Annotated in this window: 24 protein-coding genes; 5 read left to right on the top strand and 19 right to left on the bottom strand. The window is 62.4% G+C overall.

All coding sequences use genetic code 11. The annotated features are described in order from the left end of the window. Window positions 1-127 precede the first annotated feature (127 nt). The 10 genes from CDPAHKCJ_RS09025 to CDPAHKCJ_RS08980 form a co-directional block, all read right to left on the bottom strand. Complete coding sequence (locus CDPAHKCJ_RS09025) at window positions 128-1,981, bottom strand: glucosyltransferase domain-containing protein (protein WP_166019492.1); 1,854 nt, start codon at window positions 1,979-1,981, stop codon at window positions 128-130. A 144-nt stretch (window positions 1,982-2,125) separates the two neighbouring features. After that, window positions 2,126-2,965, bottom strand: a complete 840-nt coding sequence (locus tag CDPAHKCJ_RS09020) for a mechanosensitive ion channel domain-containing protein (protein WP_233593456.1) — start codon at window positions 2,963-2,965, stop codon at window positions 2,126-2,128. A gap of 207 nt (window positions 2,966-3,172) precedes the next feature. Continuing rightward, complete coding sequence (locus CDPAHKCJ_RS09015; protein ID WP_166019491.1) at window positions 3,173-3,868, bottom strand: hypothetical protein; 696 nt, start codon at window positions 3,866-3,868, stop codon at window positions 3,173-3,175. Then, window positions 3,843-5,042, bottom strand: a complete 1,200-nt coding sequence (locus CDPAHKCJ_RS09010) for a hypothetical protein (protein ID WP_166019490.1) — start codon at window positions 5,040-5,042, stop codon at window positions 3,843-3,845. Before CDPAHKCJ_RS09010 ends, CDPAHKCJ_RS09015 begins: the two co-directional genes overlap by 26 nt. Continuing rightward, a complete protein-coding gene (locus CDPAHKCJ_RS09005) occupies window positions 5,039-5,473 on the bottom strand; it encodes a GtrA family protein (RefSeq protein ID WP_166019489.1) in 435 nt (144 codons plus the stop codon). The genes CDPAHKCJ_RS09010 and CDPAHKCJ_RS09005 overlap by 4 nt, the downstream gene beginning before the upstream one ends. Next, complete coding sequence (locus tag CDPAHKCJ_RS09000; protein ID WP_240916706.1) at window positions 5,463-6,605, bottom strand: glycosyltransferase family 2 protein; 1,143 nt, start codon at window positions 6,603-6,605, stop codon at window positions 5,463-5,465. The genes CDPAHKCJ_RS09005 and CDPAHKCJ_RS09000 overlap by 11 nt, the downstream gene beginning before the upstream one ends. 541 nt (window positions 6,606-7,146) lie before the next feature. After that, on the bottom strand, window positions 7,147-7,452 hold the full coding sequence (locus CDPAHKCJ_RS08995; protein WP_166019488.1) for a cyd operon YbgE family protein: 306 nt from the start codon (window positions 7,450-7,452) through the stop codon (window positions 7,147-7,149). A gap of 59 nt (window positions 7,453-7,511) precedes the next feature. Next, a complete protein-coding gene (gene cydX, locus CDPAHKCJ_RS08990; protein WP_024951692.1) occupies window positions 7,512-7,613 on the bottom strand; it encodes a cytochrome bd-I oxidase subunit CydX in 102 nt (33 codons plus the stop codon). Between the two features lie 138 nt (window positions 7,614-7,751). Next, window positions 7,752-8,885, bottom strand: coding sequence for a cytochrome d ubiquinol oxidase subunit II (cydB, locus tag CDPAHKCJ_RS08985; protein WP_166019487.1), 1,134 nt, complete (start codon window positions 8,883-8,885; stop codon window positions 7,752-7,754). Window positions 8,886-8,891: 6 nt separating this feature from the next. Further along, window positions 8,892-10,505 (bottom strand): cytochrome ubiquinol oxidase subunit I, encoded by a 1,614-nt coding sequence (locus tag CDPAHKCJ_RS08980; RefSeq protein WP_166019486.1) that lies wholly within the window; start codon window positions 10,503-10,505, stop codon window positions 8,892-8,894. A 584-nt stretch (window positions 10,506-11,089) separates the two neighbouring features. Here CDPAHKCJ_RS08980 and CDPAHKCJ_RS08975 point away from each other — a divergent pair. The 3 genes from CDPAHKCJ_RS08975 (at window position 11,090) to CDPAHKCJ_RS08965 (ending at window position 14,016) form a co-directional block, all read left to right on the top strand. Beyond that, window positions 11,090-11,953: a lipopolysaccharide kinase InaA family protein gene (locus CDPAHKCJ_RS08975; RefSeq protein ID WP_166019485.1), complete on the top strand. Its 864-nt coding sequence runs from the start codon at window positions 11,090-11,092 to the stop codon at window positions 11,951-11,953. Window positions 11,954-12,314: 361 nt separating this feature from the next. Beyond that, window positions 12,315-12,908 carry an OmpW family outer membrane protein gene (locus CDPAHKCJ_RS08970; RefSeq protein ID WP_054556795.1) on the top strand — a complete coding sequence of 198 codons (594 nt, stop codon included), beginning with the start codon at window positions 12,315-12,317 and terminating at the stop codon, window positions 12,906-12,908. 487 nt (window positions 12,909-13,395) lie between these two features. Beyond that, window positions 13,396-14,016: an OmpW family outer membrane protein gene (locus CDPAHKCJ_RS08965; RefSeq protein ID WP_240916734.1), complete on the top strand. Its 621-nt coding sequence runs from the start codon at window positions 13,396-13,398 to the stop codon at window positions 14,014-14,016. Window positions 14,017-14,147: 131 nt separating this feature from the next. On the opposite strand, the gene CDPAHKCJ_RS08960 is transcribed toward CDPAHKCJ_RS08965, so the two are convergent. Beyond that, complete coding sequence (locus CDPAHKCJ_RS08960) at window positions 14,148-15,137, bottom strand: DMT family transporter (protein ID WP_166019483.1); 990 nt, start codon at window positions 15,135-15,137, stop codon at window positions 14,148-14,150. Between the two features lie 156 nt (window positions 15,138-15,293). Between CDPAHKCJ_RS08960 and CDPAHKCJ_RS08955 the strand changes: the two genes are divergently transcribed. Beyond that, a complete protein-coding gene (locus CDPAHKCJ_RS08955; RefSeq protein WP_166019482.1) occupies window positions 15,294-17,000 on the top strand; it encodes a PLP-dependent aminotransferase family protein in 1,707 nt (568 codons plus the stop codon). 42 nt (window positions 17,001-17,042) lie between these two features. Here CDPAHKCJ_RS08955 and CDPAHKCJ_RS08950 read toward each other — a convergent pair whose 3' ends face one another. Next, window positions 17,043-17,918, bottom strand: a complete 876-nt coding sequence (locus tag CDPAHKCJ_RS08950) for a carboxylate/amino acid/amine transporter (RefSeq protein WP_166019481.1) — start codon at window positions 17,916-17,918, stop codon at window positions 17,043-17,045. Between CDPAHKCJ_RS08950 and CDPAHKCJ_RS08945 the strand changes: the two genes are divergently transcribed. After that, a complete protein-coding gene (locus CDPAHKCJ_RS08945) occupies window positions 17,917-18,483 on the top strand; it encodes a DUF6314 family protein (RefSeq protein WP_166019480.1) in 567 nt (188 codons plus the stop codon). The two genes, CDPAHKCJ_RS08950 and CDPAHKCJ_RS08945, sit on opposite strands and share 2 nt — an antisense overlap. A 138-nt stretch (window positions 18,484-18,621) precedes the next feature. Here the strand turns inward: CDPAHKCJ_RS08945 and CDPAHKCJ_RS08940 are convergent, their stop codons facing one another. The 7 genes from CDPAHKCJ_RS08940 to CDPAHKCJ_RS08910 form a co-directional block, all read right to left on the bottom strand. Then, window positions 18,622-19,305, bottom strand: a complete 684-nt coding sequence (locus CDPAHKCJ_RS08940) for a carboxylesterase (protein ID WP_166019479.1) — start codon at window positions 19,303-19,305, stop codon at window positions 18,622-18,624. Between the two features lie 208 nt (window positions 19,306-19,513). Then, a complete protein-coding gene (locus CDPAHKCJ_RS08935; RefSeq protein ID WP_240916705.1) occupies window positions 19,514-20,200 on the bottom strand; it encodes a haloacid dehalogenase type II in 687 nt (228 codons plus the stop codon). A 672-nt stretch (window positions 20,201-20,872) separates the two neighbouring features. Further along, a complete protein-coding gene (locus CDPAHKCJ_RS08930; protein WP_166019478.1) occupies window positions 20,873-21,139 on the bottom strand; it encodes a hypothetical protein in 267 nt (88 codons plus the stop codon). 529 nt (window positions 21,140-21,668) lie between these two features. Then, complete coding sequence (locus CDPAHKCJ_RS08925) at window positions 21,669-22,001, bottom strand: hypothetical protein (protein ID WP_166019477.1); 333 nt, start codon at window positions 21,999-22,001, stop codon at window positions 21,669-21,671. Between the two features lie 124 nt (window positions 22,002-22,125). Beyond that, window positions 22,126-22,458, bottom strand: a complete 333-nt coding sequence (locus CDPAHKCJ_RS08920) for a hypothetical protein (protein ID WP_166019476.1) — start codon at window positions 22,456-22,458, stop codon at window positions 22,126-22,128. 90 nt (window positions 22,459-22,548) lie between these two features. Next, the gene (locus CDPAHKCJ_RS08915; RefSeq protein ID WP_043335406.1) at window positions 22,549-22,881 is read right to left on the bottom strand and encodes a hypothetical protein; all 333 of its coding nucleotides are present in this window, start codon (window positions 22,879-22,881) and stop codon (window positions 22,549-22,551) included. Between the two features lie 86 nt (window positions 22,882-22,967). Next, entirely contained in the window at window positions 22,968-23,309 is a 342-nt protein-coding gene (locus CDPAHKCJ_RS08910; RefSeq protein WP_107335218.1) for a hypothetical protein, read from the bottom strand. Window positions 23,310-23,775: the final 466 nt, after the last annotated feature.

The following is a 23,775-nucleotide window of genomic DNA, read 5'->3' as shown; positions in this document are numbered from 1 at the left end:
AGGTGTGACAAGACACTGTTGACGCCTGTATTGCCGTTCATATCGGGAATACGACAACGCCGCCCCTCGGGGCGGCGTTGTCGTTCATGGCAACTGGTCCTCACTGACTCACGCTGTCATGGCTTTCTCAAATGGCCTGATCACATTGGCGAGGCTTGCGAAAATCGATCACCCAGACGCCCTCTTGCAGTGACAGCGCTGGCGATTGCACTTGCGACAGAGCTTGAGATTGAGCGGATGAAGGGGCTGAGGACTGACCGGTAAACTGACTGGTGGGCTGATCGGAGGACTGACTGGCAGCATCGCCCGGCGCACAGGGCGAATGCGCTTGCAGGCGTGCCTTGAGCGCCTCATCGCGCAGCAAGGTCACCGCGCTGGCGCCCGCCAGGCGCAGCCGCACCACGGCCCAGTAGTTGTCGGGCGTGAAGGCGGCGACCAGATTCTGGCCCACGGCCGCCACCTGCTGGCGGGCGACCCGCGCCAGCGGCGCCACTGGCGCCTCGCCCAGCACCAGTACCGGCAAGGCATCGCGCGGCTGGTAGCGCTCGGCGTCGCGGGGCGAGTCCAGCGGCAGGCCCTGCTCCCGCGCCTGAGCCACCAGCGTGCGAGCCAGCTGCGTTTCATGAGCCTGCTGGGCGGCCAGCGCATTGCTCCAGGCGGCGAAGATCACCACATGGCGCACCAGCAACAGGCCGGCGATGACCAACAGACACTGCATCAGACGCCGCAAGACAGGTGTCTTGCACTGCGTGTCGGCCGTTTCAGTCATGCTCTGCGTCGCGCTTGCTTCCGTGCTCGCTCTCACACTCTCACTCGTACTCTGAGCCAGCATCAGGACGCCACCCAGCAGCGGCCCCCAGGCGATCAGGGTGCGCGAATGAAATACCGGCTCAGCCAGCAACAGCATCGGCCCCCACAAAGCAGGAACCAGCAGCAGCGCCCACAGGGCCGAGCTCATGCGCTGCAGGGATAGCTGGCGCGTCGAGCGAGACCTGCCCTCGGGTGCGCCAGCGGCTTCTACCTGACGCACAGGCGCGCCACGAGGCAGGAGTCGCGACAGCGCCACCCCGGCCAGCAGTGCCAGACTGAGCAGCAGCGTGGCCTGCCCCATCCCCTCACGCAGCGCGACCAGCGCCACACTCAGGTTGTGCTCGAGTCCCGCCAGCAAGGCCTGAGGGTCAGCGAAGGGCAGCATCTGACCATGCTGCTGACTGTACTCGCCCGCCACCAGCAGGCGCGTGATGGGCAGATAGAGCAGCAAGGCGACGAAGGCCAGCGCCCCTCGCTGCAACAGCATCCGCCAGCGCGACCACAATGAAGTACTGGCAGCACCCGCGAACAGGGCTTCGAGCAGGCTCAGCACCAGAAAGGCATTCAGGGCCGGTTGATAGCAGCACAGCGCCAGCAACAACAGCAGCAAGGCGCTCAGCGGTGGCTGCCAGACTGGCCATGGGCCTCGCCCTTCGCTTATCCCTCCGGCTGGCTCTCCCTCTACCCCGCTTTTCCCGCCAGGACGCAACACGAGACTTGCCAGTATGGCACTGGCCAGCGCCACGCTCATCGGCAGGCTGTCGAAGACATAGCTGAAATTCTGCAGGGTGAAGGGCGTCAGCCAGATCAGCGCATTGCCCGCTACGCAGCCCACCAGCGAAAGCCCCGGCAGCCATCGCCACCAGGCCAGCGCCATGCCCGCCGCCAGCCCCCAGGCTGCCAGTTGCGGCAAGGGCGCGATATTGACCAGCACATCGCCGAAGCCCAGCAGGCGCATCATGCCCTCGGCGGCCGGGCGCGCATTGAGCATCCAGCCGAAATAGCCATCCAGCGCACGACTCATGTCATCCAGATACAGCGCGCGCGTGGCGATCAATGGCACAAGCCCGAGGCCGATCACCACGAGACTGGCAAGCAGAATGCGCCATGCCTGACGTCGCCTGACATCAGCGGCATCACACGCTTGGGACAACGACTGCGACCTTGTCATGCACTGGACTCCCGATCAGAACGACACGCAGGACGGATGACGTCGAGAGTACCTGACTCGGGGCGCGATGGAATGCCCCGACGAAAGCCCATGAAAAACGCCACCCGAGGGTGGCGTTGTCGACCTGCATACGTGATGCGTAAGTTACTCGGCCGGCGTGCTGGCCTGATGGAAGTGCACATCGCGCTGCGGATAGGGAATGCTGATGCCGCGCTCATCGAAGGTCAGCTTGATGCGTTCGGTCATGTCCCACTTCAGCGCCCAGTAGTCGGAGGCCTTGCACCACATGCGGAAGTTGAAGTTGACCGAACTGTCGGCCAGTTCCGCCACGGCGATCAGGTAGGACGGCTCCTTCATGATGCGCTCGTCACCGGCGACCAGCTCCTCGAGCACCGCCTTGACCTGACGGATGTCGTCGTCATAGCTGACACCGACGACCAGGTCCAGACGACGCGTCGGCAGCGCCGAGTAGTTGGTGATGGTGTTGGACATGACGCTGGAGTTCGGCACGGTGACCTTGCGATTGTCCGGCGTCACCAGGCGGGTCTGCAGCATGGTGATCTGATCGACACTACCGGAGGTCCCGGCGGCTTCGACGTAATCGCCCTTCTTGAACGGACGCAGCGTGACCAGCAGGAAGCCGGAGGCCAGATTGGACAGCGAGCTCTGCAGCGCCAGACCGATCGCCAGACCCGCCGCACCCAGCGCAGCGATCATGGAGGTGGTATCCACACCGAGCTGGTCCAGGGCGGTGAGCAGCACCATGACGACCAGAATGGCGTAGGCGATCTGACCGACGAAACCGGCTGCCGCCTCGTCCATGCTCTTGCGGTGCAGCAGCGAGGTCGCCCACTGGGTCAGACGCTTGGCGACCCACATGCCGAAGACCAGCACGGCCAGCGCCGACAGCAGGGTTCCGCCCCATTGCAGCCCTATCTCGAACAGCTGACTGGTATCCATGGGAATGGCATTCAAAAATTCCACGACAACTCCTTGAGCAGCCCTTGCATGGCAGTCAGCAGACTACCGGGTGCTTTATCGTTATAGGGCACGAGGCGTGCGCCAGGGACGCACAGGCACTCGGCCGAACGGATCATTGGGTATTCACGCGCGCACAATTTACCTGACTATTGGCGTCACGTCAGTGCTCTTGCCGCTGAAGCAGCACGCCCTGCCAGGCCATTCATCCATTCAGGGCTGCGCTCGAGCGGGCGTCAGTCCCAGCGGCGAGCGCAGCGTCAGCGCGTCCAGGCGCAGGCCCACGGGAAACTTGTTGGCATCCAGGCCCGCATCGCGCGGCGCGATGGGCGGCGGCCCCTTGAGGGTCAGGCTGAAGCTGCCATCGCTTGCGATCAGCGCGGCGGGCACCTCGACCTCGAAGCGCTCATAACGGCCGCCCACTGGCCAACGCGTGACGGTCTGCTCCCCGATCATGACTTCCACCGGCTGTGCGGCGGCCGAATCCGGAAAGCGTGACAGCTCAAGCGCCACGACCACGGCCTGCGAGCCTGCCGGTGAGACATCGGGCGCGACCCGCAGGCGCAGCGTGACCTCCGCCAGCCGCGCACTGACCGGCACGTCTTGCTTGGGCGAGTAGAAACCAGCCCACAGCACGCCGCAATTGCCCAGCGGCTCGCCCTTGCGGATGGGGTAGCGCTCACCCGGCGTCAGTACCGGCACCTCGCCCATCGGCCGATAACAGGTGGTGGCATGCTCGATGAAGTAACGCCGGTAGTGCTCATCGACCTTGGGCGTGCGCGCCAGCCACAGCAGGGTGAGTTCGAAGGCCAGCACCACGACGGTGGCCAGCAGCCACCAACCCCGCTGACTGCGCCGTGGCCGTGGCGCGCCATACAGCGCATCAGACAAGCCAGAAGACGGTGTCATACCAGTTCTCCACCAGCCAGAGATTAGCGAGCGCGCCCAGCATGACCAGGCCCCAGGCCAGCGTGCGTGGCAGACGAGTGAGCAGGTCATGCAAGGCCAGCACGAACACCGGCATGCCGATCATGTAGCGCGGAATGGCGTCCAACCCGGTCGCCAGCGGTATGAGAAGCGTGAAACCCGCCAGCCCCATCTCCAGCCAGCGCCGCTGCAGGCCCAGCCAGCCGATCAGACCAACACCGACCAGTGCCATGCTCGCCTGCCACGCCGGACGCAGCGTCTCCGGTGCGCTCTGCCAGTAGCTCAGCCCTTCAATGAGATTGGCGAGGGGGTTACCCATCTCACGGCCCCAGGAAATCTGCACATGGCTGAAGGCCAGCGCGTCGCCCGTGCGGTGATAGAGCAGCGCCATGAACAGAAACAGCCCCAATGGTCCTACCACGCCGATCAGCAGCCAATCGGACCGCCGCCACAGCTCGGCGAAGGCGCGCAGGCGCAGGCGCGCCACAAGCTCGATCCCCATCGCGATGACCCAGAACACCCCGGTGGCGCGTGTCATCGACAGCAGGAAGGTCCACAGCATGACGCGGCCGGTGCGCTGACAGCGCCAGTCGATCAATGACGCCAGACACAGCAGCCAGAAAAGGGACTCGGAATAGAGCGCACTGAAGTAGAAACTGTAGGGCATGCTGGCCGCCAGCCACACGAACAGCAGCAGGGGCGCGCCGGGACGCGTGATGGCCAGATAACGACAGCCCAGCCCCAACGCGACGGCCAGCAGGGCATTGCTCAAGAGCACGCCCATCAGTTCGGGGTCCAGCTGACCGCCCAGTGTCACCAGCCACAGCAGCGCCGGATAGAGCGGAAAGAACGCCCAGTTGGCGGCGTCGCCATCGCTCATGCCGCGCGCCTCGACATCGTAACCGCGCGCCATGATGCCCTTGAACCAGCTGCCATCGAACTGCGCCATGGCGTGCAGATAGCTGTGATCGCCCCACAGCGCGATGGCGAGCCAGACTGCGCGCGTCACCAGCAACGCCAGCAGGATGTGTCCCCAGGGGATACGCACGGCCTGCGCCCGCGCGAGTGCCTCAGCGGGGGGCGGCGTCTCGGCCGCCAGTGTCTTGAGGCGCTCTCCCAGCGTCGAGCGCGGTCCTGCGGTGACGCTGTCATTCATGCATGGTCTTCCTTGAAGGCCCACAGCCGTGAGGCCAGATAGGTCACGATCGGCACCGAGAGCGTGGCGATCGCGATGGCGACGAAGCCCGACAGATCCAGCCCCTGCATCAACAGTGCCAAGAGGCCATTGTTGAGCGCAAAGCCGCCCGCCGCGACCAGCCCGAAGCGCCAGGCACTGCCCTGGCGCTTGAAGGTCAGCCGGCGATGGCCGACCAGTGAGACCTGAAACGCCACGCAGAAGGCAATGATATTGGCGATGAACTCATTGAGCTGCGGCCACAGGAACAGCAGCAAGGCAGCAACGCCCAGGTGCACTCCCGTCGCGGCCAGCCCGACCAGCCCGAAACGAGTCGCGGTGCCCGCCTCCTCCCTGGCGCGCGTAGCGACTGGCCTGTCAGCCTCGGTGACGCTCTCACGGTCAGCGCTCAAGTGATTCACCTCGCGCCGCGTCGCGTGACGCACCGCGCACGACTCGCGCAGTGCTCAGACCACTGTCGAGCCCTCTGTCCGGTGACACGCTGCCCTGCGGGCTGTCGTGCAAGCTGTCATGGTCGATCAGGTAAAGCGGACGCTGCTTGGTTTCCATGAACAGACGACCGAGGTATTCGCCCAGCACGCCGATCGAGATCAGCTGCATGCCGCCGAAGAACAGGATCGCGACCATCAGAGAGGCATAGCCCGGCGCATCGGCGCCGAACAGCACGGTCTTGCTGATGATCACCAGGATATAGAGGAAAGACATGGCGGCGACGACACTGCCGATATAGGTCCAGACCCGTAGCGGCCAGGTCGAGAAGCTCACCACGCCATCGAGGGCGAAGTTCCACAGCTTCCAGTAGTTGAACTTGGTGGTGCCGGCCGTGCGCGACGGGCGCTGGTAGGTGACGCCCACCGAGCGATAGCCAGGCCACGAGAACAGACCCTTCATGAAGCGGTTGCGCTCGGGCAGGCGCCGCAGCGCCTCGACGACACGGCGGTCCAGCAGGCGGAAGTCGCCCGCATCGCGCGGTATCTCGGTGAAGGTCAGGCGGTTGAAGACGCGGTAGAACCAGCCAGCCGTCTTGCGCTTGGTGGCGGTGTCCTCGTCGCGCGCAGCGCGCACGCCATAGACCATGTCATAGCCGGCCTGCCATTGGCTGATGAACTCGAGGATTACCTCCGGCGGGTCCTGCAGGTCGACATCCATCGGCACGACGGCATCGCCACGCGCCTGCTCGATCCCGGCAGACATGGCCGCTTCCTTGCCGAAATTGCGCGTCAGACTCAGGTAACGCACGCGAGCATCGCCGGCCGCCGCGGCCTCCAGACACGCCAGGGTGCCGTCGGTCGAGCCATCATCGACGAACAGCACTTCAAGATGCGGCACCTGCGAGCCCAGGGTCTTCTCGATGGCCTCCAGAAAGAGACCGATGGTCTCCTCCTCGTTCATCACCGGCACCACCAATGACAAGACCCAATCACCGGAAAGGCGGCGCGACATGTCGCGGGGAATATGCCCCGACGAGGTCGAGGACTGCTTGCCAGACGCCTGGCCGCAGGATGCATCAGCTGAGGACCGCATGGTATTTCCTCCATCGAGAGCCCCGTCATTCCTGCACGCCAGGGCATCATCATCTGACAAGGTGGGAGAGAAGAGGACACAAGTGCTGCACCAACGCTTACCAGACACGCTCCTCCTCTTGATCGGCGCCTCTTCTCCCTCCGCTTTATTACCTCTTGGGGCCGAGGGCGACGAATACAACGCAGCGTCAATGCTGAGCCGCCAGCACGAACGGGCCTGCCAGCGGCAAGAATCGTGAAAGGCCCCGAGCAACGTCAGGAATCGGCAAGGGCCTGCGAGGGCCGGCAAGAGCTTGCGAGAGCGTTCTGCGCGGGTCGGTGAGCGCGCCGCAACCTCGCTGCGTTATAGAGCCTGCGACCTCATCAAGTAAAGCCTGAATCACACAAGGGCTCGCAAGCCATGCCCCTTGAATCATGACATCAGCCATCAACAGGCACGGCCGCTCCAGGGAGCGGCCGTGCTTGCTTGTGCCATGACAGGAGTCGCAATGAACAGAAGCGCAATGAACAGGAGCGCAATGCAAAGCGCCTGCGCAATCGCGTCACTGACTGGACGCGAGAGTCACCAGCGTGATGAGCAGCAGACACCAGCTCAGCGGCGCCCCCAGCAGCCAGGCGCGAGTCGCGTGGCGCGGCACCAGGCCGACGCCATGCGTGAAGCCGGCGCCCAGCCCCCACAGCGCGATAAGCAACATCAGATAGCGCGGCCCTGTCTGCATCGAGGCGATCGCATCCGGCCCCAGCAGCATCCAGATGGCCACCATGGCAGACAGCAGCAGCGAGGCCAGGTGGGCAGGTCGAGTTCGGCACCAGGCCGGCGGTCGTGAGGCGTACCAGGGTCGTGACATCGAGCTCTCCTTGATCGGAACGGTCAGCGGCGCAGAAGCAACGTTGGGGGCCGCCTCACTCAATCATCGTCAAAGGTGTGGGTCTGCTCAAGCCACAATGCATTGATGATGCCCGCGAAGCAGGCCAGCAACACACCGAGAATCCAGGCGAAATACCACATGGTGTCGTCTCCTGGCGAGGGCACTGCCCTCGCCTGTTTGGCAAATGGAAGCAATTGGCCCAGCTAGCTCAACTCAACACAATTCAATTCAGGCCAGGCCAATTCAGGTCAGCACAACTCAGGTCAGGTCAGCGCACCTCAGTAGAGGCTGTGACCGTCCTGCTCGATGTGCGCGACGGTGACACGACGCCACATCTTCACGTAGCACCAGGTGGTGTAGAGGATGATGGTCGGCACCATCACCAGCCCCGCCACGGTGACAATGGAGAGCGTCAGCTCGCTGGAAACGGAATCCCACAGCGTCAGGCTGGCCTCGCTCATGCGCGAGGACGGCACGATGAACGGGAACATGCTGATGCCCGCGGTGGCGACCACCCCCCCTACCCCGACGGAGCTTGCCGTGAAGGCCGCGCCGCCCTTGCGCCGAGCCGACAGCACCATCGCGGCCAGCACACCGGTTACCGCGCTAAGCGGTGCCAGCAGCGTCAGCGGCTCACGTGCATAGACATCCAGCCAGCTGCCCGGCCCGACCTGCTTGTCCAGCAGCTGAAGCGCCGTGCCGGTATCCCCCATCTGATCGATGCTGTAGCCCATGCCGGACAACCACACCCACAGCCCCCCAAGACCGAACAGCCCCAGGGTCAGCAGGCCCAGCGGCTGCACAATACGCGCACTGCGTGCGGCGACGGCCTCATCGGCACGTGCCACCAGCCAGGTGCCGCCATGCAGCATCACCATCACGATGGACAGTGCCGCACACAGCAACGCGAAGGGATTGAACAGGCCCAGGTAGCTGCCGTCGTAGCTGGCACGCATGAACTGATCGACTTCCAGCGGCACGCCCTGCAGCAGATTGCCGAAGATCAGCCCGAAGAAGGCGGTAGGAATCAGACTGCCGGCGACAATGCCGCGGTCCCACCAGCCACGCCACTGGGTGTTCTCGAGCTTGGAGCGATAGTCAAAACCCAGCGGGCGAAAGAACAGCGAGAACAGGATGGTCAGCATCGCGAAATAGAAGCTGGAGAACACGGCACCGTAGACCACCGGCCACACCGCGAACACCGCGCCGATGGCGGTGACCAGCCATACCTGATTGCCGTCCCAGTGCGGGGCCAGGGTATTGATCACCACGCGGCGCTCGCTGTCATTGCGGCTGACCAGCGGCATCAGCATCGCCGCGCCCATGTCCATGCCATCGGTGATGACGAAGCCGATCAGCAGCAGCCCGACCGCCACCCACCAGAACAGCTTGAGGATCTCGTAATCCCACATGATCCGTTACTCCTTGAATGACAGCGAAGGATTGAGCGCCATGCCGTCCTGTTCGCTCAGAGAGGTGCTCGCGCCGGTACGCTCGAAGTGATAGCGACCGGTGTGCAGGGAAGACGGTCCCTTGCGCGCGAAGTGGAACATCAGCCACATCTCGATGACGAAGAACAGGCTATAGAAGGCCAGGAATCCACCGATGGACCACCACAGATCCGACTCATCCAGACTCGAGGCCGCCATGAAGGTCGGCAGAATCTCCCCCACCGCCCACGGCTGACGCCCGAATTCGGCCACGAACCAGCCAGTCTCCACGGCGATGAACGGCAGCGGAATCGACAGCAGGCAGATCCACAGGAACGGGCGCACGTCGAAGCGATGCTTGGCGGTCATCCACACGGCGGCAATGAAGATCACCAGCATCGCCATGCCACACGCCACCATGATGCGGAACGAGAAGAACATCGGCGCAACCGGCGGAATCGAGTCGGCAGCGGCCTTGTCGATCATCTCCGGCGTGGCATCGGAGGGGGTCTCGACATAGCGCTTGAGCAGCATGCCGTAACCGAGATCATCCTTGACCGCATCGAAGGCCTTGCGGGTGGCGATGTCGTCCTGGCCATCACGCAGCTGCTGGAGCAGGTCATAGGCCTGCATGCCATTGAGGATGCGTCCGCGGTGCTCCTCGGTCAGCTCCTTGATGCCGGGAATCTCGGTATCCAGCGAGCGCGTGCCGATCAGGCCCATCACATAGGGAATATGGATGCCGTAATCGGTGTGCTGGGTCTCCTCGTTGGGCAGACCGATCAGCGTGAAGGACGCCGGCGCCGGCTCGGTTTCCCACATCGCCTCGATGGCGGCCATCTTGGCCTTCTGGACATCCCCGACCTCGTAGCCGGATTCATCGCCCAGCACGATCACGGAGGCGACCGAGAACAGGCCAAAGGCGGCGGCGATCGCGAAGCTGCGCTTGGCAAAGCCCAGATCACGCCCCTTGAGCAGATAGAAGGCGCTGATGCCGAGCACGAACATGGCGCCGGTGACATAGCCGGCCGACACGGTATGCACGAACTTGGCCTGGGCGACCGGATTGAAGATGACATCCGCGAAGCTGGTCAGCTCCATGCGCATGGTCTCGAAATTGAAGGCCGCACCGACCGGATTCTGCATCCAGCCGTTGGCGATCAGGATCCACAGTGCCGAGAAGTTGGAGCCGAAGGCCACAAGCCAGGTCACCATCAGGTGCTGGCGTTTGGTCAGGCGGTCCCAACCGAAGAAGAACAGGCCGACGAAGGTGGACTCGAGGAAGAAGGCCACCAGGCCCTCGATGGCCAGCGGCGCACCGAAGATGTCACCGACGTAATGCGAGTAGTAGGCCCAGTTGGTGCCGAACTGGAATTCCATCGTAAGCCCCGTGGCCACGCCAAGGGCGAAGTTGATACCGAACAGCTTGCCCCAGAACCTGGTCATGTCCTGGTAGACCTGCTTGCCGGTCATGACATACAGGGATTCCATGATGGCCAGCAGGAAGGCCATGCCGATGGTCAGTGGTACGAACAGGAAGTGGTAGAGCGCGGTCATGCCGAACTGGAACCGCGACAGCTCCACGACGGTATCGGAGATCATGTCTTAACCCCTTTGCGATAAGGCGGACGGTCAGGCTGCCGTCCCTGCATGCGCTTGCCACCGACGTCGGGGGACATATCAGGCCGACTCTCGCCGGCAAGCACACAGGCAATGGTACCGTGGCACCAAGACCTTGGTCGGCATTGTCTACCCTCCCGCGCCAGTCTCCAGATGTCAGGTTGTCGCACTCACCGGGCGAATGTCGCACTCGTCACCTCCGCCAAGTGCCTGTCGTCACTGGACAACTCCGCTGCAAGCCGCATGGATGCTGAAGCTACGGGCACCACTGGCCTGGCACCATCTCAACGCTGACTCTGCGCACCTGTGCGCGCGCTGCGACCATCGACCACACTGCGACGTCGCGCCACGCTGCGACCGACTGGCGCACCCGAGCGGCGCCAGGTGCCGCGCAGAAAGCCATCACGCCCTCCCGCCATTGCCGCGGTGGGAAGGAGAGTTTTGTGCTGCAGACCTGTCACTTCCCCAGCAGGCTAACTATCATGGCCAGTCATCGCAGCGCTCACCGACAAGGATTGCCAGTGAACGTTACCGCCTATCACCCGAGACCGTGATTCCTACCTGACATGACGCATCGCTCCCCCACTCATCCCCCTGCTGGTCACACCGGCACTACCAGCCCCAGCGCCACGGCGCCGCGCGGCCACCGCGATTACTGCGAAGCCGGGCTTGCCCGCCTGCTGGAGCAGCACGACCTCAATAGCTTCGATGCCCTGTGGCAAGTGGCAGCCCACGACGTCGACGCGCCGAATCGTGAACGCGGCGGCGTCTCGACGGTCTCGCTGCTGACGCTCGAGGATGAGGACGGCAACAGTCATCGCCTCTATCTCAAGCGCCAGACCAACCACCTGGCCCGCAGCCTGGCGCGCCCGCTGGGCGAACCGACCTTTTCCCGTGAATGGCGCGCCATCCGTCACTATCATGCGCGGGGGATTCCGTCAGTGGACGCCGGCTGGTACGGCGAGCGGCGCGCAGGCCGGGAGTGGCGCGCCATTCTGATCACCTTCGATCTCGCCGGGCGCGATGATCTGGATCACTGGCATGAACGCTGGGCGGAACTCGATGCCGGCATGCGCTCTCAGGTCATCACCGCCAGCGCCCGCCTCGTTCGCGAGATACATCAGGCTGGTCTGATGCATGGCTGCCTGTTTCCCAAGCACATCTTCCTCAGTCGCCCGCCGAGTGAGTCGCCGGACAGCACCTGGCAGATGGACGCCGTCATCATCGACCTCGAGAAGACGCGCCGCTTCGTGCTGCGCCGCCACGAGTGCCTGCGCGATCTCTACGTGCTGTGGCGCCGCCTGAAGGGCTGGCAGCACGATGAATGGCGACAATTTCTTGCCGTCTATCGTGATGCAGAGGCACAGAGCACCGAGGTCAGTCAGTGGCTGGAACAGCTGGAAGCACGCGCCGCACGCAAGCGTCACTGAGTCTGCAGAGCCCGGCGATGATCTTTGGCGTAGTGAGTACTAACCTCGCGCACGGCATGCGACCAAGGTCTTGGTCACCTTGCGCAATAGTGAATGACGATGTCGCTCAAATGCGTCATGGGAAGTCTCACTCATGAGACATTAAACTTCCCTGAAATAATCGGTAACATCCGCTAACAAGACGGCTAATAAGTTTTCAAACAACGTTCTAAAAAAATGCTTGCCAAACAGAACGCTGTTTTTTATAGTTCGCAGCGTCCCCTGATCGACGCAGCCACGCAGAGCACACGGCCCAAGCCGTAGGGTAGCGAGGCACTGCTGACAGGCAGCTCACGAAGCCAAGCTTCAAGGAGAACTACACATGAAAGCTATCAAGATCCTGACCGCTACTGTTATCGCCGGCACCATGGCAATGGGCGCACAATCCGCCATGGCATATGGCAAGGGCGATATCTTCCTGCGCGGTGGCGTTGCCAAGGTTGACGGCAAGAGCAACAACGGCAACGGTCTGATCGCCAAGGACGAGTCCGGCTTCGCCGGTTCCGTGGGCTACATGTTCCACGACAACCTGGCCATCGCCCTGCAGTCCACTGAAGAATTCAGCACTGACTGGGAAAACAGCGCCGGCGGCTTCGATCAGATGCCGATCAACCTGATGCTGCAGTACTACCCGCTGGGCGGTACTGAAGCCCGCGTCCAGCCGTACGCTGGTGTCGGCCTGAACTACACCCACTTCTCCGGTGAGTCTGCCGGTGGCCAGAGCATGGACATCGATGACAGCTACGGCGCCGCTGCCGAGCTGGGTGTGGACCTCAAGATCACCGAAGCCTGGGCCGTCAACGGCTTCGCTCGTTACGCCGACGTCAAGGCCGATACCAAGATCGCCGGTCAGGACGTGAACGACACCGAGCTGGACCCGGTCACTGTCGGTGCCGGTGTCACCTACCGCTTCTAAGGTCTTGCGCGAGGCGTGAACATGCCTCCAACAAGCACCTGGCAAGCCGTGTGATGCCACGCCGTGACAACGACATCGTGGACGACGAAGCTCGGCAACGCTGAGCAATCCAGGCGATAGATGGACATCACACAGGAACGCCGCAGACCTTCGGGTCTGCGGCGTTTTCGTTATTGGTAGCCAACGGCTACACGGCGGATCTTCAGCGGCGCGCCGCAGAAATTGACCTGGATCAACCCTGCCCCTCACCGTGCAATAACGCCCGTAAACTCTTGCCTCAGATCAAATTTCTCGAAATTCGGCTACCTAGAATGAGGGCATTGTTTCCCGCCATCCTTCAGGAGCCATCATGTCCGACGTCGTCACTCGCTCAGCCTCCCTCCCCGCGCACCTGACTTCGCGTAGCCCGCGCTCTGCAGCACGCCCGTGGCAGATTCTGGCACTGGCAGGTCTCACCAGCCTCGCGACTCTCGGCGCCGCACCTGCCATGGCCGCCGACTCGCTGAATGCCAGCTCTCATGGCTCTCTCAACTCTCTCAGCTCTCTCAACTCTCTCAACTACGGCGCCGGGCAGTTCTGGACGCGTGCGGGTGTCGCCAAGGTCTCGCCGAAGAGTGACAACGGTCGCATCGATGCCATCGGTGCCGACGTGGACGTCGATGATGACAGCGCCTTTGCCTTCACTCTCGGCTATCGCTTCACCGATACCTTCGGTATCGAACTGCTGGCGGCGCAGGATTTCGACCACGACATCTCGCTCAATGGCCAGAAGGCCGGCTCCGTCGATCACCTGCCGCCGACTCTGACACTGCAGTACTATCCACTTGGCGGACGTGAATCGCGCATCCAGCCGTACATCGGCGCGGGGGTCAATTACACCCACTTCTCCGATGAAACCCTCGACGATGGCACCAAGCTCGAGATGGATGACAGCTGGGGCGCGGCCGCACAGATCGGCGTCGATCTGGTGATCAACGAGCACTGGGCGGCCAACGTCGCTGCCTGGTATCTGGATATCGATTCCGATGTCACCGTGGCAGGCAGCGTCAACGACAAGGTCGAGATCGACCCCATCGTGACCATGGCCGGGATCAGCTATCGCTTCTGATCAGCCACTTCCTGGCTAGCACTTCTGACTGGTCAGAGACGACAACGCCCCGCCAGCCCATCTCGGGCCGGCGGGGCGTTGTCCTTTTTTATCTATACGCTGTGCGTGGTGAGTAATGCGCTCGGCACGCATCAGCGCGGGGCGGCTTGCCCACTGTTCGTTGCCGAGGCATTGGAAGTTGCTGAGGCTGTTGAGGTTGAGGGCGTTGAGGGCGAAGGCGGCGTGGCGTCGTCGGCCGGCGCCTTGCTCACCTTGCCCGGACGTGGGCGGTCCAGCACCAGTCCCAGCACCACCAGTGCCGCGCCCGCCACCATCAGCGCGGTCCACTGCTCGTCGAACAGCCACCATGCCATCAGCGCGGCACACGGCGGCACCAGGAAGAAGGTGCGCGCGACCTGATGGGCCTCGCCCCGCTCCAGCATCAGCATCAGCAGCCAGATGGCACCGACCGAGATGGCGATCACCAGCCAGGCCATGGTCATCAGCAGACGCGGCGTGGGGTCAAAGGCAAAGCTGCCGACACTGGTTGCCGCGACGACGAAAACCGCGCCCGCACCGAGATACTGGAACATCAGCCCCTCGACCAGCCCCATGCGACCGGAGACCCGCTTCTGCCACAGTGTCGAGCTGGACACGCCGATCAGCGCCACCAGGCACCAGGCAAGCCCGATCAGCGGCCAGTCCAGAGTGCCTGCTCCGTCCTTGGCAAGCCCTGCCCCCAGCACCAGACTGACGCCGATGGCGCCACAGCCAAGCCCGGCCCACTGCTTGGCCCCCAGACGCACGCCGAACAACGGCAGTGACAACGCCGCCGTCACCAGCGGATGCAGACTGACCAGCAGCGCCGTCAGGCCTGCTGGCAGCCCCGCCTTGACCGCCGCGAACACGCCGCCCAGATAGGCACCGTGCAACAGCATGCCAATGCCCATCTGCGCCAGACGGTCATTGCGCCTGCCCCACTGACGCGGCTTGCGGCGCAGCCACAGAATCACTCCCAGCACCGGCAGCACCAACAGGCTGCGCACCAGCAGCAAGGTGAAGGGTTCAGCGTCCAGGGTACCGAAGCGCGCGGCGATGAAGCCGCTGGCGAACAGAAACACGAAGCAAAGTGGCATCCACATCACGCAGACTCCAGCGAAAGAAATGACAAGCGGACGGTCCGGGGGCAGAGACAGGACGTGCACCGACGGGACCACGACAAGAGTCTTCAGCTTGCCGCGAACCCTCAAGGGGGCACAAGATACAGATAATCACCAATTCAAGGGGTACAGACAGGCATGTCATCCGCCGAGCACGCTTCGTCCGCCAGCCGCCCTTCGCTTGCCGGCTCCTCTATCGACTCAGCCACCAGTTCAGGTGCCACAGCCGCGACGCTGCCGCGCTATCAGCAGCTGGTCGAGCGACTCAAGGCCCAGATGGCGACGGGAAAACTGAGCGCAGGACAGCGCCTGCCTTCGCTCAGGCGGCAGGCGGCGCAGTCGGGACTCGGCCTCAACAGCGTGATTCGTGCCTACGGCGAACTGGAGGCGGCGGGTCTGATCATCGCCGAGCCGCGTGCCGGCTATCGGGTCGCGCCATCGACGGGGGCTGCTCACGACACGAATGGTCTGGATTCCGCCCTGAATGGCGGCTCGCAGACCCGCCCGGCTTCCTCACGTCATCCCGGTGAGCTGGAGCACGGGCAACAAGAGTCTCATCACAGGCCGCGTGCCATCACCACCCTCACCATCAGTGACCCGGCCTGGCAGGCGATGGCGAATGCCAGTGATCCGCACCTGGCACCGTTGGGTGCCGCTCACCCGGAGCTGGACGCCCCCGCCGTGCGACGCCTGTATCGTCTGGCGCGCACTCAGCTCGGGGCCCATGCCCAGCACCCCAGCGCCTACGCCCTGCCGCCGGGCTCGAGTGCGCTGCGCACTGCCATCGCCCAGCACCTCAGCCACCACGGCCATCTTTGTGACAGCGACGCCCTGTTGATCAGCCAGGGGGCACAGCATGGCATGTCACTGCTGCTCGGCCAGCTGCGTGCCGCCAAGGGTCGCTGTCGGGTCGGCGTCGAAGCACCGGGCTATTTCGGTATCGTGGCCGCCATCGAAGCCCAGGGCCATCAGGCGATCGCCATTCCTGCTCGCGCGCACCAGGGGCTGGATGTCGAGGCGCTCGAGCGTCTGCTCGAACGTCATGATGACAAGACGCCCGCCCTGACGCTGGACGCCCTGATCGTGACCGCGGATGGTCACAATCCACTGGGCGGGCAGCTGAGCACGCCAGATCGCCACCGCCTGCTGGCACTGGCGGCCCGCCAGGCCATCCTGCTGGTCGAGAACACCACCTTTGCCGAGCTGAGCTTCGATACCCGCCATCCGTGGCTGGCCGACCTCGCCCACCGCCATGCCGACAGGCCGATGCCTGCGCTGATCAGCGTCGGATCATTCTCCAAGACGCTGGACCCCCGCACCCGCTGCGGCTGGCTGTGGCTGTCACGGCCCGAGCAGGATTCACCACTGGGGCTGCAGGCGATGATTCGGGCGCGCTGGGCCAATGGCATGGGCGACATGCCATGGATGCATGCTGCCCTGAGCGAACTGATCACCAGCGGGGATTACGGCCGCCACGTGCAGCGCATGCGACGCTGCTATGCGCGACGCCTGGAGCGTCTGCGTGCACACCTGAGCGCGGCGCTGGGAGACAGCGTCTGGCTGCCGCCGCCGAGTGGCGGCTATCTGCAATGGTGTGGCCTGCCCAGCCTTGAGGCCCAGCAACTGGAGCAGTTGCATCAGGACCTGCTGAACGCAGGCATCGCCACCCTGCCCGGCAGCCTGTTCAATGCCGAACAATCCGGCCTGCGTCTCAATGCGGCCCAGCTCGGCGAGGAAGTGACGCAGAACGCTGCGCGGCCCTCTGACGCGGCCCCCCGCCAGCAGGACATACTGGCGCGCCTCACCGCTCACCTGCAAAAAGCCCTCGCACAGGGCGAGGGCTGATTGAGATGCGATGCCTGAATTCCTCAATGACACAGTCGGCTGTCAGGCCATGCGCAGCGCCTGCTCGCGGCGACGTGCCCACAGCTGATTGATTGCCAGTGCCGCCACGATGACCGCCCCACCCAGCGCCAGACGCGCCAGGTCGGCGTCGCGGTTCCAGATCAGCAGGTTGACCAGCAGACCCGCCGGCACCAGTGCATTGTTCATGATCGCCAGCGTGCCGGCATCGACCCGCGTCGCGCCCTTGTTCCACAGGAAATAGCCCAGCCCCGAGGCCACGATGCCCAGCCAGCCCAGCACCACGAAGTGCACCGGCTGCGACGGCAGCTTGTCGGTACTGCCGAACAGCAGAAACATCACGACCACCAGCGCCAGCGCGCCGAGATAGAACCAGCCGAACACATGGCGATGGGCGACATCCGCCGGCAGCTGCGGAGCGATCTGACGGTAGGCCACCTGCCCGATGGCAAAGCACAGATTGGCGCCCTGCACGACCGCAAAGCCGAGCCAGAAGCCGTCACTGACCCCGTCGTAGCGAATGATCGCCGCGCCCAGCACCGCAATCGCGGCGGTCAACAGGTAGAATGGCGACAGGCGCTTGTTCATCAGGTCATCGAGCAAGGTGATGTAGATAGGCGTGAAGATGGTGAACAGCAGTACTTCCGGCACGGGCAGCAGCAGGAAGGAGCGATAGAAGAAGATGTACATCAGGCCGAGCTGGATCGCGCCGATGGCCATCAACTGGAAGCGCAGGCGGCCGCTGATCGCCCGCGGGCGCATGAATGGCGCGAAGACCAGGCACGCCAGCGCGATACGCGTCAGTACGGCCAGATAGCTATCGACCTGACCGGACAGATAGACGCCGATCAGGGAAAACGAGAAGGCCCAGAGGGCCGTGACACCAATCAGGTAGGACATGACGAGTAAACCCGGTAGCCAGAAGAAGTTGACACCAATTGTAACCCTCTATGCGCTGCTCGCGCAGATCCGCCGGCTGGATTTTTCGTCACGTTCCGGCCCGGCCTCACGCAATGCCTGGTCTGGCCAGGGAAGCGGCGAGGTGACGGTCACCCGCGAAGCCGCAGCTTCCCCCCACGACGGGTCACGACAGGCGGCTCAGCAAGAAGCGGAAAGCGTGGTATTTCTGGAGCAGGGCCAGTTCCAGCTCGAGGGCCAGTCATCCAGCGTCAACTTCCACAACCGCTATCGCTGGCAGCTGGCCGCAGATGGCGAGGCGCTGTCGCTCAGTCATGAACGCCGTGGCCGTGATGCCGCCGTCTTCCTGTTCGACCTGGTGGCCGACAGCGCTCGAGGCGAAGATCACTTCGTCAGTCGTGAAGCGCATCTGTGCATCGATGATCTCTACGCCGCCACGCTGGTCATCGTGCGCGATGAGGCGGGCAATGCCCTGGGCTTCGATCTCGACTGGCGCATCACCGGCCCGCGCAAGGATGAACACCTCGCCTACCGCTATCGCTGCTGAATGCGACCAGCACTGGAAAAGACCACTGACGGCGCATGATGGGGCCGCTGGCAGCACATGAAAACGCCGCTGACGAATCACTCCGTCAGCGGCGTTTTTGCTCTGGCGTCGATACTGACAGTCGATACTGACAGCCGATCAGGCCAGCAGACGCGCCTTGAACCACTCACCGATCGCCTCGATTTCCTCGAGACACACGGCGTGCGCCATCGGCCAGGTCTGCCACTCAAGCGGATGCCCCAGCGCACGCGCACTCTCGGCGCCCGCCTCACCCAGTGCCAGCGGCACGATATCGTCATGGGTCCCGTGATGCACACTGATGGCCAGGCCTTGATTGGCGGCACTCGGCGCAATGGTCGCGCTGGTGGCGAAATAGGTCGAAAGCGCCAGCAAGCCGCCCAGCGGGCGCTCGCAGCTCAACGCCGCCTCATAGACCACCGCGCCGCCCTGGGAGAAGCCGGCCAGAATGATGCGCTCACTGGCGATACCCAGGGCGATCTGCTCCTCGATCAAGGCATGCACGTAGGCCGCGGATTCACGCAGCTGTACCTCATCGACGCGCCGCCCGAGATTCATTTCGAGAATGTCGTACCAGGCCGGCATGCGCATGCCGCCATTGACGGTCACGGCCAGTTCGCGCGCATGCGGGAAGACGAAACGCACGCCGTGGTTCTCAGGCAGACCCAATGCAGGCACCACGGGCACGAAATCACTGCCGTCAGCCCCCAGGCCGTGCAGCCAGATCACGCAGGCATCCGCCTGGGCGCTCGGCTCGATGATCTGAGGGGCACGGTGGCCATGCTGCTGTGATGCGTCACTCATATTCAGCTCCGGTCGGTAAGAAGGGGAATGCCGCCCAGCCTACCATTGACGCTGGCGTCTGCCATGCGATGAGGCTGGCAATCTCACCATGAACAGGCAAATTGCCCTGTCACTCGACGCCCGCCAGCCTCACCAATGCCACTGACGCCATGACAGGATATCTTCAGCATCCGTCAATCAAGGGGTCTGTCAATCAAGGGTTCTGGTGCTATTGCAGAATGTCGGCCAGTTCATTCACATCCTTCACGACATGATCCGGCTTCTTGGACAGCGGGAACAGTGCCTTGCCCGGGCGGGCGATGAATGTAGTCTGCAAGCCCGCCTCCTTGGCGCCGGCGACATCCCAGCCATGTGCCGCGACCATCATGGCTTCCTCGGGTTCGACATCCAGCTTGTCGAGCACCCATTCATAGGAACGCAGGTCCGGCTTGTAGATCTGGATATCTTCAATGCTGTAGCGCGCATCGAAATACGGCAGCAATCCCGCATTTCCGAATTGCGCCTGGACGCCCTTGTTGGACGAGTTGGTCAGACTGACGATCTTGTAACCTTCAGCCTTTAGCCTGGCCAGACCTTCCTTGACATCAGGGTGAGGCGGGAGTGTCAGCAACGGGGTGATGATGGCCTTCTTAGCCTGCTCATCCGTCAGTTCGACACCGTTGTTCTCCGCGACCACCCGCAACGATGCGACACCGATCTGTCCGAAGTCGTGGTAATCCCGGGTCACGGTAGACACCAGAGAATAATGCAGCATGGTCGAGAACCACAGAGGCAGCAGGTCTTCTCTTCCCCCCAGTGCCTCACCGACGGAGCTGCGCATCGAGGCAAGATCCAGCAGCGTTTCATTGACATCGAAGATCAGCACCTTGGGCTTTTCAACGACATCATCCGCCATCACACTTCCTGACATCAGACCAACACCCAACACCAATGAACCTGCCACTTTCTTGAGCTTTCCGCGCACCATCATGGGGCTCCACTTGATTGATTTCATGGCATCCTGCCTCGGTATATCGACATGCAGGCCAGTAGATAACAACGTTTAACCACCGTGACACATGATGGCACCTACACTGTGAACTGCCGATGAATCTTTACGAATAACCTGAAAAACCCTCAGCATATTGCGGGCATCAAGCAAGGTGTCATGCACAGAGTCGACCCACCACATGCTGCGCCCATCCAGAATCCGGGCATAAAAAAACCCGCCATGATGGCGGGCAATGAATGTCGGGACAGCGACACCCAGGACAGGAAAGCGTTTGAGAAAGGGTTTTGCCACCGGGTCGTACAAGACGGGCTGGTGGAGGGGCCCAAAGCCCTTGCTCAAGCGTTCTGCTCACTATCCAAGTGTCTCTACGTCTGGGATATTTCCTTTCGCTCTCCCTGAATTTCGGCAGTCAATGGCTTACGCATCAGTGCCTGCGCCTTTGATCGTCGCTGCGCAATGATTCAAGCGGCAATCAATTCACAGCACTTCAATCGTTTCGCAATGACAACTCACGGCATGAAGTCATGTGAAGCGAGTCATGTGTACCGAGTCGTGTGAACCATCATCATCGAAAGCTCAGCGGTGATCGGCGTCGATATCGACTGCACCATGTACATCACTATCGGCAAACACATTGCCACGGCTGGTGATCAGAATGTCAGGATTTGCGGCGTAGCGCTTTTCGCTCTTCTGGTAATCACGCATTTCGCTGTGAATACCATGTGATTGGGCGCTATTGAAGCGCGCGTTACTGCTGTCATCAGTGCTGATATCGGCACTGGCCAGACCGCTGGTGGCGAGGGAAAACGCTGCCAGGCCGTGAGTCATGAATGACTTGATCATCTTTCCATCCTCCGTTCATCTTCACTATCGAGTTGCCATGCAGTGACACATCATTGATCACTTCATGTACTGCGTATATCCAGGCGGATTATTTATCAGAGTTGATATCTGACACTACCCACGTGAACCATTGATAAAGACCCTCAACAAGCACTACCCACAAGAATGCGACTTACGATGGCGCGCTGTTCAGGCTTGTCCATGAAGGGGCTCTTCTACGTCATCTTACGAGGCACGGGGCGTCGCTGCGTGGGATGGCTCCCCACAAGTACCGGCCATTTTCTGAAGGGTCTGGCTGTCGTTTCACTTCGTGACGGGGTGTCACCTGGTGATCAGTGTCAGTGACACTGCTTAGCGACTGGCTTGTTCACGTTTTTGGGTCTTCGAGCTCTTACTACTTCTGTTCTGGCTGCTGCTCATGATGGCACTTGCTGCGAGGGCACTTGAGTCGGTCGCTGCAATGCGTGGCCACGAATCAGAGCGGGGCTCAGACAACCTGAATCAGACAATCTGTCTCGGATGATCTGAATCAGACACTTTCGCTCAGAGCATGCTGGACGCGAGTCGCGGACACGCTCTTGCCGGCATCGTTGGCGAATTGCTGGGAGTCGGACGCCAATGTCTCGCGCTGACCTTCGATCGCAGCATCGTTCAGGGAGCTTTCGACACGGCCCGCGGCGACGCTCATGCCGGTATCGGCAAAGGTGGCTTGATCGGCGGCGGCGGACTGGGTCTGGCCATGGATGCCGGATTCGCTGATCGCAGAACGCACCTGAAGGTCAGCGACGCTGTCTGCAAAGACAGCACCGGTGGCAGCAACGGAAAGCGCGGTGGCGGCGATGAGGGTATTGAGCAGTTTCATGAGATATCTCCAGTGAAATCTTTTGTCGGGTCAACTAGGCCAACCGGATCAACAACATCCACCAGGTCAGCCAGGTTGCAAGCAGGGTCTGTCTTGGGTGCCGTCAGCGTGGCGGCGCCACGCATCAGGCGTTGTCGTTCAGGGTATGCTCGACACGTGACGCGGCAACGCTCTTGCCGGAATCATTGACGAACTGCTGGGTGTCACGAGTGGCCTGCGCCTGCTGACCCTTGATGGTCTGACTATTCAGCGCCTGCTCGACACGGCTGGCCGCAACGCTCTTGCCTGCATCGGTGATGGCCTGCTGCTGAGTGGCTGCCTGCTGGGCCTGACCGTGGATCACGGATTCACTGAGGTTGGCGCGAACCTGCTGGTCGGCAACGCTATCGGCATTGGCGACGCCAGTGGCGGTCACGGACAGAGCAACGGCGGCGATAAGGGCATTGAGGGTTTTCATGAGATGACTCCAGAAAAGGTGAATAGCGAATGGATAAAAGGGAGAACAGTGCTGCTGTGGTCCCGGGGCCATGAATCAGGCCCTGCAGACTCAGGCGTTGTCGTTCAACGCATCTTCAAAGCGTGATGCCGCGACACTCTTGCCGTTGTCGTTGCTCAGGCTCTGGCCGCGGGAGACAGCATGCGTCTGTTCACCCTTGATGGTGTCGGCGTTCAGGGACTGCTCGACACGGTTGGCAGCAGCACTCATGCCGGACTCGGCAGCATTCAGCTGCGTTGCGGCGGGCTGCGCCTGGCCGTGGATGACCTGTTCGCTCAGTGCGGCACGCACCTGGGCATCGGCAACACTTTCATCAGCGGTGGCAACGCCGGTGGCAGCAATGGAAATGGCAGCGGCGGCGATCAGGGAAGTCAGGGTTTTCATGATGATTCTCCAGAAATGGGCAAGGTCGAATGTCAGGTGAGGCGATGTTCGGGGGTCACTGAGCTGTCAGCGTGACCCTCTCTGCTTCAGGCGTTGTCGCTGATGTGCTGCTGAACGCGGCTAGCGGCGACGCTCTTGCCCTGATCATTGACGGTGGCGTTGGCCTGGGACACGGCAGCGGTATCGACGCCGCGGATGTGGTCAGCATTGAGTGCCTGCTCAACACGACCGGCAGCAACGCTCATGCCCGTTTCGGAGAAGCTCTGCTGGCTGGTGGCAGCCGGCTGAGTCTGGCCCATGATCTGCTGGCTGCTGATGGCATTCTGGACGCGCACGGCGGCGGGGCTATCGTCAGCTGCGAATACGGAGGTGCTGGCAGTGGCGATGGCGACGGTAGCGATCAGAGTCTTGAGGGAAATGTTTTTCATGGTGTATCTCCTGGTCCTGGTGCGGATGCTTCCGCTTTGAGTCGTTGTCAGTCAGTGAAGGAGTGGTTTGCTGACCCCTGTCCGGGCCTTGGCCTTCACTGACTGTGGTGCGTGCTGCGTTTCGATGATTAACAGACTAATCGTTATGCTGCGTTCAAACTAGCCGTACAACTGGAAGCTCACTGTTTCTCTTTGAGCAACATCACTGGAAACGAACGGCCTTCCCCAGCGCTTGACCCTCCTGCCTTTCTCATCACCTATAAAGCTATTGAAGCGGTTCTGAAAAAGTCTTGTACAACACGGAGAGTGCAAGAATTCCTTGTTTGCGTGCTATCCCACCCCCTTGAGCGGCGCTTTGGCCTGGCAGATCGCTAGCGACTTTGGTTGAGGAAGACTGTCTCTCACCCACCACCTTGGTCGAGCATGCTGCACGCTACAGGGTGTGTCTTGCTGTGCTGATGAGTTA

The sequence above is a fragment of the Cobetia sp. MB87 genome (assembly GCF_011319755.1).
Classification (GTDB): Bacteria; Pseudomonadota; Gammaproteobacteria; order Pseudomonadales; family Halomonadaceae; genus Cobetia.
This window is presented reverse-complemented; position numbering and strand designations above follow the sequence as displayed.